Raw genomic sequence first — 14848 nt, forward strand, 5'->3', positions numbered from 1 at the left:
GGCCCGGAGCGGCCTTTGACGGCCCGGTCGCACCGTGGTCTCATCGTGGTCGCTGGCCGACCGAGGGAGACCTGATGAGCCGGATACCACTCGCGCTGAGCCACGGCGGGCCCATCGATCTCACCGCCGACGATCCCCAAACACTGCCCGAACTCCTGCGGCTGGCGGCGGTCCGCTTCCCCTCGGCCGCACTGGTGACCCTGGACCGGCAGGGCGAGGCCCACACCGTCCGCTACCCGGAACTCCTCGACACCGCCGGGCGGTTGCTCACCGGGCTGCGCCGGCACGGCCTCGCCCCCGGGGACCGGGCGATCCTGGTCGGCCTGCCCCCGGCCGACTTCTTCCCCGCCCTCTGGGCCTGTCTGCTGGGCGGCGTCCAGCCGATGGCGATCAGCGAGCCGGTGGAGAGCGCCGAACTGCACGCCGGAACGGGCCGGTTCGTCCACGCCTGGCGGCGGCTCGGCCGCCCGCCGGTCCTGTCGTCCGCCACCGGGGTCGCCGCGCTCACCGGGGCCGGGGTGCCCGCCATCGACCCCGGCTCGCTGACCGACCGCCACGGCACCGACCCGCACCGGCCGGACGGCGCCGACACCGCGCTGCTGATGCTCTCCTCCGGCAGCACCGGCCACGCGAAGGCCGCCCGGCTGACCCACCGGGGCCTCGCCGAGTTCGGGCACGGCTCGCGCCGGCTGCTCGGCTGGCGGCCGGGCGAGGTGGCGCTGAACTGGCTGCCGACCGACCACAGCGGCGCCCTGCTCCTCTACCACCTGCTGCCGCTGTTCACCGGGACCACCCAGATCCACGTACCCACCGACCTGGTGCTGGCCGACCCGCTGCGCTGGCTCGACCTGATGGACCGGCACCGGGTGAACCACTCCTGGGCCCCCGCCTTCGGCTACCAGCTGGTCCGCGACGCGCTGGCCAGGCGTCCGGAGGCCGACCCGGACCTCTCCGCCGTGCGCACCCTGGTCAGCGGCGGCGAGCAGATCACCCCCGGGCTGGTCCGCGGATTCCTGGCGGCGACCGCCCGCCTCGGCCTGCCGGGCGACTCCTTCGTGCCCGCCTGGGGCATGGCCGAGACCTGCACCGGCATCACCATGGGCCGGTTCGGCGCCCCGGGAGGCACCCACCGGATCCGTCGGGCCAGTCTCGCGGGCGCGCTGGAGTACGCCGGACCGCAGACCCCGGACGACGAGTGCGTGGAGTTCGTGTCGGTCGGCCGCCCGGCCCCGGGCACCACCCTGCGGATCGTCGGCCCGCAGGGCGAGGTGCTGCCGGAGGGCCGGATAGGCACCCTCCAGGTCGGCTCGGCACGGGTGACCCCGGGCTACGTCGACGACCCGGCCGCCGACGAGCGGGCGTTCCCGACGGGCGACTGGGAGCCCCGCAGCTGGCTGGACACCGGGGATCTGGGCTTCCTCCGCAACGGCGAACTGGTGGTGACCGGGCGGGACAAGGACATCGTGATCCTCAACGGCCACAACCACCTCTGCCACGAGATCGAGGAGGTCGCGGCCTCCGTCGAGGGCGTGCTGGCCGGCGCGGTGGCCGCCTGCGGCCTGCCCGGTGCGGGGAGCGGTACCGAGGCCCTGGGGGTGCTGTTCGCACCCGACGACCCCGCACCCGACGACCCCGCGCGCGAGGCGGCGACGACCGCGCGGGCGATCCGCGCGGCGCTGTTCACCCGGCTCCGGCTGACCGCCGCGGCCGTCGTCCCGGTGGCGGCCGCGGCCTTCCCCCGCACCTCCAGCGGCAAGGTGCTGCGCCGGGCCGCCCGCGAGATCCTGCTGGCCTCCGGCCCGGACGAACCGCGGGCCCCTGCACAGCCGCCTCTCGCTTCGCAGCCGCCTCTCCCTCCGCAGCCGCGGCCCGCGCTGGACACCGTCCGCCGAGCCGTCCGCGAGGTCCTCGCCGCGCGGTCCGGCGGCGCGCCCGACGAGGGCCCGGGGGACACCACGCCCTTCCACGAACTGGGGCTCGACTCGGTGGCGTTGGTCCGGCTGCACGTCGGGCTGGAGCGCGCCCTCGCCGTCGGGTTCCCCCGGACCCTGCTCTTCGAGCACCCCACCATCGCCTCGCTGGCAGCCGCGCTGGACGGGCTGCACGCGGCCCCGGAGGCCGCCACCGGCACCACCGCCGGGACGGCCGCCGGGACGGCTCGAACGGCAGCACCGGCGGACGCACCGGAGGCGCCCGACCGACGGGTCGCCGTCATCGGCATGGCCCTGCGCTTCCCCGGCGCCTCGGACCCGGAGGGCTTCTGGGCCGACCTGCGGGCCGGCACCCGGCGCATCTCCACCTTCAGCGAGGCCGAGCTGGCCTCGGCCGGCCTCACCCCCGAGGACGCCGCCGATCCCCGGCTGCGGCCCTTCGGCGGGGTGCTGGACGACGTCACCGGCTTCGACCACCGCTTCTTCGGCGTCAGCCCGCACGAGGCCGCCCTCACCCACCCCGCCCACCGCCTGTTCCTGGAGTGCGCCTACCACGCGCTGGAGGAGGGCGGCTACGCCGACCCCGCCCGGGCCGAGCGGATCGGCGTCTTCGCCGGGTCCGGTATGAACCTGCTCGACTACCAGGGCGACGCCGGCCGCCCGCCCGCCGACCCGGGTCTGGCCATGCAGTCCTCGCTGGGCGCGGCCCCGGACTTCCTCGCGTCCCGGGTCGCCTACCGGCTGAACCTGCGCGGCCCCGCGATCGGTGTGCAGACGGCCTGCTCGTCCTCGCTGGTGGCGGTCCACCTCGCCGTCCAGGCCCTGCAGAACGGCGATGCCGAGCTGGCCCTGGCGGGCGCGGCGGCGGTGCACCTGCCGCAGCACTCCGGGTACCGGCTGCACCCAGGCAGCGTCCTGTCGCCGAGCGGCGCCTGCCGCCCCTTCGACGCGGCCGCGGACGGCACCGTCGGCGGCAACGGGGTCGCCGTCGTGCTGCTCAAGCCGCTTCGCCGGGCGCTGGCGGACGGCGACCGGATCCACGCGGTGATCGCGGGCTCGGCGGTCAACAACGACGGCGCGGCCAAGATCGGCTTCACTGCGCCCGGCGTCACCGGGCAGACCGAGGTGATCTCGCAGGCCCTCGCCCGTGCCGGTCTGCCCGCCGACGGCATCGGCCATCTGGAGGCGCACGGCACCGGCACCCCGCTGGGCGATCCGGTCGAGTTCGCCGCTCTCAGCGCCGCCCTGCGCAGCCCGTCGGGCCGAACGGGCTTCTGCACCCTCGGCTCCGTCAAGGCGAACATCGGGCACCTGGACACCTGCGCCGGTATGGCCGGTCTGATCAAGTCGGTGCTGATGCTGCGGCACCGCACCCTGGTCGCGATGCCCGGCCCGACCACCTGGAACCCCGCCCTGGACGCGGCCGGCAGCCCGTTCGTCCTCGCCACCGACACCCGCCCCTGGCCGGCCGGCCACGAACCGCGGCGTGCCGGGGTGAGCGCGCTCGGCGTCGGCGGCACCAACGCCTTCGTCGTGCTGGAGGAGGCTCCCGAGGCCGTCGAGCCCGCCGGCGCCCCCGCCGCCGGGCCCGCCGTGCTGGCGCTGTCGGCCGGACACCCCGAGGCGCTGCGCGACCTGGCCTCGGAGCTGTCCGGCTGGCTGGCCGCCCGGCCGCGGACACCGCCGGGCGCCGTGGCGGCCGAACTGGCCCGCCGCCCCCGGTACACCCACCGGCTCGCGGTGACCGGTCGGACCGCGACCGGACTCGCCGAGGCGCTGGACACCTGGCAGCGCACCGGCGCCACCCCCGACGGACACCACGGCAGCGTGCCCCCGGAGGGGTTCGGCCCGACGGCCTTCGCCTACTCCGGCCAGGGCTCCGACCCCCGGCCGCTGCTGGCCCTGCTGCGCACGCACCCCGCCTCCGGTCACCTCCTCGCGGAGTGCGACGAGGAGTACCGGCGGCTCACCGGCACCCGGCTGCTGGACCGCCTGGAGGCCGCGCCGGACGGCCCGCTGTCCACGGAGCTGGCCCAGCCCGCGCTGTTCGCCGCCCAGGCGGCCGCCACCGAACTGTGGCGCGGCCGCGGTCTGCGACCGGACCACCTGCTGGGCCACAGCATCGGCGAGTACGCCGCACTCTGGGCCGCGGGCGGCATCGGCACCAGGACCGGCCTTCGGCTGACCGCGCTGCGCGGACGGCTGATGCAGGGCACCGAACCCGGCGCGATGCTCGCCGTGCGGGCCGACCCCGCCCTGGCCGGGCGGATCGCCGCGGCGACCGGACTCACCGTCGCGGCCGAGAACGCGGCCGACAGCCAGGTGCTCTCCGGCCGGCCCGGGGACGTCGACCGGGCCGCGGCCCTGCTCGACGCCGAGGCGGTGGCCTGGCGGCGGCTGCCGGTGGACCGGGCCTTCCATTCGGCGCTGCTCGATCCCGTCCTGGCGGAGTTCCGCCGCGAGGCGCAGCGGTGCGAGTACCTCCCGATCCACACCCCGTTCGCCTGCGGGCCGGACGGCACGGTCCTGCCGCCGGGGTCGGTCCTCGGGGCGGACCACCTGGTGGCCCAGCTCCGCGGCCCGGTCCGGTTCCGGCGGCTGCTGACCGCGCTGGAGGCCGCGGGCTGCCGCGGCTACCTGACGATCGGACCGGACGAGGAGCTGGCCGGGCTGGGCCGCAGGACCACCCGGGGCCGCCCGTGGACCGCCTCCCAGCGGCGCGCCCTCCCGGCGGAGTCGGGGGACGCGCTGGCGCAGGCCGAGCTGTACTGCCTGGGCGCTCCGCTCGGGCTTCCGCGCGAGGGCGCGCCGTCGCCCGATCCGCTGCCGCGCTACCCGTTCCGGCGAACGGACGTCCCGTACTCGCGCGGACCGTCGTCCCCGGAGCAGTTGCCCCCCGAGCAGTTGCCCCCCGAGCAGTTGCCCACGGAGCCGTTGCCCACGGAGCCGTTGCCCCCCGAGCAGTTGCCCACGGAGCCGGCCCGGCCGGACGCCCGCGCTGCCGCCTCCGGTGTGCCGCTGGCCGAGGTCATCGCCCTGACGTCACGCCATCTCGGCTGCGCCCCGGGCGAGGTGGCACCCGACGACACGTTCGTCCGGCTCGGCGCGGACTCCCTGGCGCTCGCCGCGATGGGCCGCGAGCTGAGGGAGCGCTTCGGCTCCCGGGTGGCGCTGCGCGACCTGTTCGACTCCCTGGACACGCCCCGCAGGCTGGCCGCCGCGCTGGAGCCCCACCGGCCGGCCGCTGCCGCCGCCGCTCCCGCTGTCGGCGCCGCTGCCGCTCCCGCTCCCGTTCCCGCTGTCGGCGCCGCGGCCGTTCCCGCTGTCGGGTCCGCGCAGTCCGACCCGGTCCAGGCGCTCATCGCCCAGCAGCTGCGGCTCAACGACCGGATGGCCGACCTGATCGAGCGCCAGCTCGCCGTCCTGGGAGCCGGCCCGGCACCGTCCCCGGCGCCGCCCGCGCCGCCCACGCCGGTCACGCTCCAGTCGCCCTCGCCCGCGCCCTCGCCGTCCCCGGCTTCTGCGCCATCCCCGGCCCCGGGCCCGTCGGTTCGGGGCTGCGACTTCAGCCTCTACTTCTTCGGCGACTACCCGGAGCAGGACGGCCGGCACAAGTACGACCTGGTCCTGGACGCCACCGCCTACGCCGACCGGCAGGGCTTCCACACCGTCTGGCTGCCCGAACGGCACTTCCACTCCTTCGGGGCCCTCTTCCCCAACCCCTCGGTGCTCGCCGCCGCGCTCGCCACCCGCACCACCCGGATCCGGCTGCACGCGGGCTCGGTCGTCCTGCCGCTGCACCACCCGATCCGGGTCGCCGAGGAGTGGTCCGTGGTGGACAACCTCTCGGACGGCCGGGCCGGCCTCTGCGTGGCATCCGGCTGGCACGCACGGGACTTCGCGCTCGCCCCGGAGGGCTTCGGCCGGCACCGGGAGCTGATGTACGAGCGGCTCGACACGGTGCGGGCGCTCTGGTCCGGAGCGTCGGTCGGCGCGACGGCCGGCGACGGCAGGCCCGTCGACGTGGCGCTGTTCCCCCGGCCGGTGCAGGCCGAGCCCCCGCTGTTCGTGGCGGTGGCGCAGAACCCGGACAGCTACCGGGCCGCCGCCCGGAACGGGCTGGGGGTGGTCACCAACCTGATGTCGCAGTCCGTGGAGCAGCTCGCCGAGAACATCGCGATCTACCGCGGCGCCCGGGCCGAGGCCGGACTGGATCCCGCCGCCGGCCGGGTGGTGGCACTGCTCCACACCTACCTCGGTACCGACCGGGCTGACGCCCGGGCCGAGGCCCGCGATCCCTTCTGCGCCTATCTGCGCTCGTCGATGGCACTGCTGGGCCAGTTCGCCAACAGCCTCGGGCTGGCCGCCGACCTGGAGCGCACCCCGCCCGAGGACCTGGACTTCCTCCTGCAGCGCGCCTACGAGCAGTACTGCGCCGACCGGGCGCTGATCGGCACCGTGGACAGCGCCGCGCCCGTGGTCGCACGCCTGCTGGCCGCCGGGGTCGACGAGATCGCCGGCTTCGTCGACTTCGGCCTAAGCCGCGAGCGGGTGCTCGACGGGCTGGTCCGGCTCGACGAGCTGCGGCGCCGGTTCACCGCCGCTGCCACCGAGCCGGAAGCCGTCGCCGTCGCCGAACCTGAAGCCGAGACCGAGCCCGAGGCCGAACTGCCGCTCTCGCCCGCGCAACGCGGCGTCTGGTTCATCGAACAGCTCGATCCCGACAGCACCGACTACCTGGAGCCGCGGGCGATCCGGCTGGACGGCCCGCTGGACCAGGCCGCCCTCGACTCGGCGCTCGACCTGGTGGTGCGGCGGCAGCCCGCGCTGCGCACCGCGTTCCGGCAGCGCGACGGCGAGCCGCGGCAGGTGGTCCAGGCGCGGGCCGTACTGGACTGCCCGCTGGTGGACTGCTCCGGCCGGTTCGAGGAGGACGCGGTGGCCGAGCACCTCGCCGAGCTCGGCGCCGAACCGCTGGACCTCACCCGGGCACCCCTGGTCCGGGCCCGGCTGCTCCGGCTGTCCGCCCATCGGCACGTCCTGGTGCTGCTGACACACCACCTGGTGTTCGACGCCGCCTCACTGCACATCCTGGGACAGGACCTGGCCGCCCATCTGCGCGCGTGGCCGCACCCGTCCGCACCGCTGCCCGCGCTGCCCGCCCGCCGACCGGAGAGCCGGCCGGAGAGCGAGCCGACCGCCCCCGACCGGCTCGCCTACTGGCGCCGCCGGCTCGCGGACGCACCCGCCCCGGCACTGCCCACCGACCGGCCGCGTTCGGAGCACCCCCCGGTCCCCGCCTGGCTCTCCCACACCTTCGGCCCGGCCACCCGCCAGGCCCTACGCGGCTTCGCCCGGGCAAGCGGCGCGACGCCGTTCATGGCCGTCGTGGCCGCCGTCGGCACCGTCCTGGCGAGGTTCGGAGGGCAGGACGACCTGGTGCTCGGCACGGCCGTGGGCAACCGCCCCGCCGACTGCGACGGGGTGATCGGCTTCTTCGTGGAGACCGTCCCCCTGCGCCTCGACCTGGCCGGGGATCCGGCCTTCGCGGAGCTGCTGGACCGGGTCAGGACCCTCAGCGCCGACGCCTACGACCACGCGGTGCCCTTCGACGAGCTGGTGCGCGCGGTCAACCCCGAGCGCGGGGCCGGCCGCAACCCGCTGTTCCAGGTGATGGTGGAGTACGAGGCCCCGGCCGAGCCGGGGTTCGGCGCGGGCGCGCTGCGCGGCGAGGTGGTCGACCTGCCCAACGGACGGGCGCCCTTCGACCTCAGCCTCTGCCTGTCGTACCGCGACGGCCTGCTGCACTGCCTGGCGCACTACGACGCGGCGCTGTTCACCGAGGAGACCGTGCGCCGGATCCTGGCCTACGTGGAGCAGGTGCTGGAGCTCGGCGCCGAGGATCCCGTCGGCCGGAGGCTGTCCGACCTGACGGCGCCGCCCGCGGCCGAGGCCCGCCTCCTGGACGGCTTCGAGAACCACCCGGACGCCGCCGCCCCCGGTGGGCCGGACCACCCGGAGCTGCTGCACCACGCGTTCGAACGGCAGGCCCGCCGCACGCCCTCGGCGCCGGCCGTGGTCGACGCCGGGCAACCGGTCGGCTACCGCGAACTCGACCTGGCCGCCGAGGCGCTGGCCGCCCGGCTGCGCACCGGGGCCGGGGCCGACGTCACGGGGGCGGTGGTGGCCGTCTGCCTGCCGCGCGGCGTGCCCGCGGTGTCGGCGGTCCTGGCCGTGCTCAAGGCCGGCGCCGTGCTGCTGCCGCTGGATCCCGCCCAGCCCGCCGCCCGGCTGGCGCACATGCTGACGGACAGCGGGGCGGTGCTGCTGGTCACCACGGCCGCGGCGGAGCCAGCGGGCCTGCGCACCGCCGTACCCGGGCTGCGGGTGCTCGACCTCGACGCCGAGCCCGCCCGACCCGCCCCGCCCACGCCGGACACCGCCCCGGCCCGCGGCCCCGACGACCCGGCGCTCTGCCTCTACACCTCCGGCTCCACCGGCCGCGCCAAGGGCGTGCTCCTGCCGCACCGCGGACCGGTCAACCTGTTCCGCTGGTTCCGCCGGACCAGGCCACGGCTGCGGACCCTCCAGTGGGCCTCCGCCGGTTTCGACCTCAGCCTCTTCGAGGTCTTCACCACCCTCGGCTCTGGCGCCGCCCTGGTACTGCTGCCCGAGGAGGACCGGTACGACGCCCACGCGACGGCCGACGCCGTACGCGGTAACGGCGTCCAGCGGCTCTGCCTCACCGCGAGCGCCCTCGCCCATCTGATGGAGGCCGACCCCGCACTCCCCGAGCTGCGCGAGCTGGTCTCGGTCGGCGAGCGGCTGCTGCCCACCCCGGCCCTGCGCCGGTTCCTGGCCGCGCACCCGCACTGCGCCCTCTTCAACGAGTACGGTCCGACCGAGGCGTCGATGATGGTGACCTCCCACCGGGTGGACCCGCGCGACGACGCCCCGGCCGTCGGCCGCCCGGTGTCCGGGGTCGCGGTCCGGCTGCTGGACGGCGCCGGGCGGAGGGTCCCGCTCGGCGCGGTGGGCGAGATCCACGCGGGCGGCGCCGCGCCGGCCCTGGGGTACCTCGACCGGCCCGGGGAGACCGCGGCCGCCTTCGTCCCCGACCCGCTGGCACCCGGCTCCCGGCTCTACCGGACGGGGGACCTGGGGCGCTGGACGGCCGCCGGGGAGCTGCGCTACCTCGGTCGGCGCGACGACCAGGTGAAGATCCGGGGCGTCCGGATCGAGCCGGCCGAGACCCGCCGGGCGCTGCTCGCCGTGCCGGGCGTACGCGACGCCGAGGTGGTGGTCCGCACCGGTCCCGACGGCGGGCCGAGACTGGTCGGCTACCTGGTGCTCGGCCCCGGCACCGACCCGGCGGAGGTGCACGCCCGGCTTGCCGCCCGGCTGCCCGGCCCGTTCGTCCCCGGCGCCTGGGTCCGGCTGGACCGACTGCCGCTCAACGCCGCCGGCAAGCACGACCTGGCCGCCCTGCCGGAGCCCGACTGGGCCGCGGCCGAGGGGGGAGCCGAGCCGCTGACGCCGGCCGAACACGCCGTGCACGCCGTCTGGTGCGAGCAGCTGGGCCTCGGCTCGGTGCCGGTCGACCGGTCCTTCTTCGCCGTGGGCGGTCACTCGCTGAGCGCGGTCCGACTGCTCGGCCGGCTCCGCGCGGAGCTCGGCCTGGACTGCTCCCTCTCCGGCTTCCTCCAGCAGCCGACCGTCCGGGCGCTGGCCGGCCGCCTGCCGGCCCCGGGCGAGGAGGGCGCCGAGCTGTCCGGCGTGCAGCTGCGGATGTGGCGGCGGCACCGGACGCATCCACGGCCGGAGGTCTGCAACGCGAGCGTCCGCCTCGACCTGACCGGGGAGCTCGACCCGCAGGCCCTGGCCGACGCCCTCGGGCTGCTGGCCGAGCGGCACGAGGCCCTGCGGAGCCGGTTCACCGAGACCGCCGAGGGGCCCCGCCGACACGTCCCGGCCGAGGCCCGCCCGGAGGTCCGGGTGGAGGAGGTCGACCCGCAGCAGGTGGACGCCTGGTCCCGGGGCCTGGCGGACCGGCCGTTCCTCCCGGACGAGGCGCCGTGGTGGCGCGCCGGGCTCGCCCGCCTCGGCGAAGGCTCGTGGACCCTGGTCCTGACCTTCCATCACCTGCTCGTCGACGGCTGGTCGCTGGGCGTTCTGCTGGCCGAGCTCCCCGCCCTCTACACCGCGGCCGGCACCGGCACCGAACCGGACCTGCCGGAGCCCTCGGTGCCGTACCGCGACTACGCGGCCTGGCGCACCCGGCAGACCTCCGGCGCCGCCCGCGCCGAGCTGGAGGGCTTCTGGCGGGCCGAACTCGCCGGAGACCCGGCCGGCGCCCGCCTCCCCCGGGACCTCCCCCGCCCCGCCCGGCCCTCCGGCCGCGGAGCCGTGGCCGCCACCGTCCTGCCGGCCGCCGCGACCGAGCGGCTCCGCCGGCTGGCCGCCGAGCAGGGCAGCACCCTGGCCGCGGTGCTGGCCACCGTGTGCGCCCGCTGGCTCGGCGGGCTCTGCGACCAGTCCGACCTGGTCCTCGCCCTGTCCAGCGCCAACCGCCCGGACCCGGCCCACTTCCACACCGTCGGCATGCTCGGCGGCCCCGTCCCGCTCCGCCTGTCGGCCGACCCGCACACCCCCTTCGACGCCGCCCTGGCCCGGACCACCCGGACGCTGTTCACCGCCCTCGAACACCAGGCCCTGGCCTGGGACGAGGTGGTCGCCGTCATCCCGCCCCCGAAGGAGGGCGAGCCCCCGCTCGACGCCGTGATGCTGACCGTGGCCGACACCACCGGGCCCTCCGTCCGCCTGCCCGGCCTCCGCACCGAACTCCGCACACTGCCCAGCGCCGGGGTGTCCCGCACCGATCTCTACATCCGCGCCGAACCCGGCCCGGACGGCATCCGCCTCTGGTTCGAGTACAGCACCGACCTCTTCCGCCCGGACACCCTCAGCGGCTGGGCCGCGGAGTTCACCTCGGCACTGGAGCGGACCGCCGACGCCACCGGCTGACGCCGGGCCGCCGCCGGGGGCGCCGACGGCCGGGGGCCGGGGGCGTGCCCACCCGGCGCCGACCGGACACGCCCTACGCTGCCGGTCATGACGAGTACGGCGGAACAGATGGCGCGGGCGTTCGACGAACTGTCGGGCGACTACGACGACGCGCACCACGACGCGATCGCGGCGGAGCTGACCGACTGGCTGGCGCCGGAGGAGGGCGAGCGGGTGGCGGATGTCGCCTGCGGCACCGGGGCGGTGGCGCTGGCCGTGGCCCGTCGGCGGAAGGCCGCGGGCCGCGGGGTACCGGTGCTGGCGGTCGACCTCTCGGCCGGGATGGTGGCGGCGGGACGGGCCCGGATGGAACGGGCCGGCCTGGCCGGGGCGATCGACTGGCGGGTCGGCCCGGCGGTGCCGCTGCCGGTCCACGACGGCGGTCTCGACCTGGCCCTCTGCGCGTCTTCGCTGCACTTCCTGGGGAGCGCCGCGCCGGCCGACTGGCTGCGTGCGGTGCGGCCGGGCGGCCGGGTCGGCTTCAGCCTGCCGGTCGCCTCGGGCTTCCGGCCGGGCGGGGTGTTCGCCGAACTGGTCGCCTCCGACCTCGTGCTGCCCGAGGACGCCGAGGGCGCGGTCCGGCTGGCCGAGGCGGCGGGGCTCACCGCCGCGGCCGCGCGGCTGCTCCGACTCGGTACCCGCACGGTGGTGCTGGTCCGGGCCGAGGTGCCCGGCGGACCGGCGGACCGCTGACGCCTCTGCTTTCCCGTCGGGCCCTTTCCGCGGCGATTTCCACGTTCACCCATTCGGCAATAGCCCCGCCGCACCGTGCGGGCACCCAGGCGGGCGGTCGGAATTGCCGCCACCGGAATTCCGGTGAACGGCGGAGTTCGGCGCCGCCCCGGCGGATCGGCCCCCGCCGCCCGCCGCCACCCCAGGCGTCCGGCCGTTCCGGAGGCACGACAGCCGGGCTGACGGCGGGTCAGTGCGTTCACCTGCAGGCCATTGCAAGGACCCGCCGACCCGGGTTGCATTCATCGGCATTTCCATTGCAACAATCCGGCGGGATATGGCCGGTTTGACACCGAAATGCGGCATCATTTCGATTGACCCTGCACGGCGCGCGACATAGTTTTCCCTTCCCGGGAGGAATACGGCCCGGCCGGGGGCGAATTCGCCCCCGCAGCACCGGACCGCCCCATGCCGAAACCCGCGCCGCTCCCGGCCCGGGATCCGCGCCGGGAAACGGTCGGCCACGCCGATCCAGCGGCACCACGGACCCCCCGGACACCCCGAGCGAAGGAAACGGCCGAAGCCCATGGGAAAGCCCCTCCACCGTGCACACCCGCCCCCCGACGGCGCCCCCGCCGCACCATCGACCCCCGGCCGCCGGCCGCCGGGCACGGGCCACCGGGCGTAGGCCGCGGCCCCCGCCGGACGCGCGGCCGCGGCCGCGGTGACCCGCTCCGGCCTGCGGCCCAACGAGGGCACCCGGGGCCGCGTCAGGCCAGCGAGTCGATCCAGCGCTCCAGTCGGCGCCCCTCGACGGCCATCAGCTCGGGCTCGCGAAGGGTGTTGGTGAGCAGCGAGATCCCCTGGTACGCGGCCACCAGCGCGACCGCGAGTTCGCGGGAGTCCTCGCGGCCCATCGCCTCGAACTGGCACTCCGCCCAGTCGATGAGCTGCCGCATGACCTTGGCGATGGACTCGTCGAGGCCGTCGGCCCGCTTGTCGAGCTCCGAGGCGAGGCTGCCGGTGGGGCAGCCGTACCGGGCGGTGAGCTCGCGCTGCCCGACCCAGCCCGCCAGGAGCGCCTTCAGCCTGTCCTGGGGGGCGGGGAGCGCGTCGAGCGCTTCGATCATCGCCTGGAGGCCTTGCCCGTGCGCGGCGATCGCCGCCTCGACCAGCTCGTTCTTGGTCTTGAAGTAGTAGTAGACGTTGCCGACCGGGACGTCCGCCGCCCGGGCGATGTCGGCCAGCGTGGTCTGTTCGACGCCCTTCTCGTGCAGCACCTGCGCCGCGGCGGCCGCCAGCCGCTCCCGCTTGCCCGGCGATCGCCGGGAACTCCTTGAGTCAGTCACCTGACTGACTGTAGACGCCTGACGCGGCGTCGGCTACTGTTCCGAGTGAGTCAGCCAACTAACTCACTCGGCTGACCCACCGACTGCCTTACCCATGGGGGTTCTTGTGATTGTTGTGACGGGTGCGACCGGGAACGTCGGCCAGGAGCTCGTGCGGCTCCTCCTCGGAGCCGGCGAGCAGGTGACCGCCGTGTCCCGCCGGTCCGGCCGACTTCCCGACGGCGTACGGCACTTCGCGGCGGACCTCGCCGACCCGAAGAGCCTGGGCGCCGCCCTCGACGGGGCCGACGCGCTGTTCCTGCTCGTCGCCGGCGACGACCCGGCGGGCGTCCTCGACCTCGCCGCGGCGAGCGGGGTGCGGCGGGTGGTCCTGCTCTCCTCGCAGGGGGCCGGGACGCGGCCGGAGGTCTACGGCCACCCCGCGGCGTTCGAGGACGCGGTGCGCCGCTCGGGTCTCGACTGGACCATCCTGCGCTCCGGCGGTCTGAACTCGAACGCCTTCGCCTGGGCCGAGTCGATCCGGGCGCAGCGGACGGCCGCCGCGCCGTTCGGCGAGGTCGGGCTGCCCACCGTCGACCCGGCGGACGTCGCCGCGGTCGCGGCCGCGGTCCTGCGCGAGGACGGCCACGCGGGCCGGACGTACGAGCTCACCGGACCGGCGCCGGTCACGCCACGCGAGCGGGCCGAGGCGATCGGCGCGGCGCTGGGCGCCCCGGTGCGGTTCGTCGAGCAGACCCGCGCCGAGGCCCGCGCGCAGATGCTGTCCTTCATGCCCGAGCCGGTGGTGGAGGGCACCCTCGCCATCCTCGGCGAGCCGCTGCCCGCCGAGCAGGCGGTCAGCCCCGACGTCGAGCACGTCCTCGGCCGGGCACCGCGGAGCTTCGCCCGCTGGGCCGCCCGCACCGCCCCCGCGTTCCGGTGAACCCCCCACTCCGTCAGCACACTTGAGAGGAAGGCCGTCGTGCCCGTCCAGCCCGTACTCGACTCCGTCATGTTCCACCGGGAGGTCGGCGCCGGTGCGCCGATGGTCTTCCTGCACGGCAACCCCACCTCCTCCCACCTGTGGAGGGACGTCCTCCCGGCCGTCGGCGCACCGGGGCGGCTGCTGGCCCCGGACCTGATCGGGATGGGCGGGTCGGGCAAGCCCGACCTCGCCTACACCTTCGCCGACCACGCCCGTTACCTGGACGCCTGGTTCGACGCGCTCGGCCTGGAGGACGTGGTGCTGGTCGGCCACGACTGGGGTGGCGCCCTGGCCTTCGACTGGGCCGCCCGGCACCCCGGACGGGTGCGCGGCCTCGTGTTCACCGAGACCATCGTCAAGCCGATGGCCTGGGCGGAGTTCCCCGAGGGCGGCCGAGAGCTGTTCCGGTCGATCAGGACGCCGGGGGTGGGCGAGGCCATGATCCTCGACGACAACGCCTTCATCGAGCAGGCGCTGCCCGGCTCGGTCGCCACCCCCCTCTCCCCCGCGGACCTGGACGTCTACCGCAGCCCCTACCCCACCCGGGAGAGCCGCCGGCCGCTGCTGCAGTGGCCGCGGTCGATGCCGCTCGACGGCGAACCCGCCGACGTGGTGGCCAGGATCCAGGCCTACGACCGCTGGTTGGCGACCAGCCCGGACGTCCCCAAACTGCTGCTCGCCTTCGCGCCCGGCCCCGGCGCCATGATGGGCCCGGAGATCGTCGACTGGTGCGCGGAGAACATCGCCGGCCTGGAGATCGAGCGCAGCGACGCCCCGGCCGGACACCACACGCCGGAGGACCAGCCCCTCGCGATCGCCGCCGCCGTAGCCGGCTGGGCCGACCGCCACAAGCTCCGCTGAGCCCCCTC

At 76.2% G+C, this 14848-nt stretch carries 5 protein-coding genes; 4 read left to right on the top strand and 1 reads right to left on the bottom strand.

Annotated elements, in window-relative coordinates:
• Positions 1–74: 74 nt before the first annotated feature.
• A complete protein-coding gene (locus ACGFZP_RS37555) occupies positions 75–10955 on the top strand; it encodes a MupA/Atu3671 family FMN-dependent luciferase-like monooxygenase (RefSeq protein WP_392941434.1) in 10881 nt (3626 codons plus the stop codon).
• Between the two features lie 87 nt (positions 10956–11042).
• Positions 11043–11687: a class I SAM-dependent methyltransferase gene (locus tag ACGFZP_RS37560; protein WP_392941436.1), complete on the top strand. Its 645-nt coding sequence runs from the start codon at positions 11043–11045 to the stop codon at positions 11685–11687.
• A 749-nt stretch (positions 11688–12436) separates the two neighbouring features.
• Here ACGFZP_RS37560 and ACGFZP_RS37565 read toward each other — a convergent pair.
• The gene (locus tag ACGFZP_RS37565) at positions 12437–13015 is read right to left on the bottom strand and encodes a TetR/AcrR family transcriptional regulator (protein WP_392941438.1); all 579 of its coding nucleotides are present in this window, start codon (positions 13013–13015) and stop codon (positions 12437–12439) included.
• A gap of 106 nt (positions 13016–13121) precedes the next feature.
• On the opposite strand from ACGFZP_RS37565, the gene ACGFZP_RS37570 reads away from it, so the two are divergent.
• Positions 13122–13937: an NAD(P)H-binding protein gene (locus ACGFZP_RS37570; RefSeq protein WP_392941440.1), complete on the top strand. Its 816-nt coding sequence runs from the start codon at positions 13122–13124 to the stop codon at positions 13935–13937.
• 39 nt (positions 13938–13976) lie between these two features.
• Positions 13977–14840, top strand: coding sequence for a haloalkane dehalogenase (locus tag ACGFZP_RS37575; protein WP_392941441.1), 864 nt, complete (start codon positions 13977–13979; stop codon positions 14838–14840).
• The last annotated feature ends 8 nt before the right edge of the window (positions 14841–14848 follow it).

Origin of the sequence: Kitasatospora sp. NPDC048239 (genome assembly GCF_043202015.1) — a bacterium.
Taxonomy (GTDB): domain Bacteria; phylum Actinomycetota; class Actinomycetes; order Streptomycetales; family Streptomycetaceae; genus Kitasatospora.

What these genes read in the sequence shown, in the direction of transcription:
- ACGFZP_RS37555 (WP_392941434.1), top strand. Translation starts at nt 75, where the DNA reads ATGAGCCGGATACCACTCGCGCTGAGCCACGGCGGGCCCATCGATCTC.
- ACGFZP_RS37560 (WP_392941436.1), top strand. Translation starts at nt 11,043, where the DNA reads ATGACGAGTACGGCGGAACAGATGGCGCGGGCGTTCGACGAACTGTCG.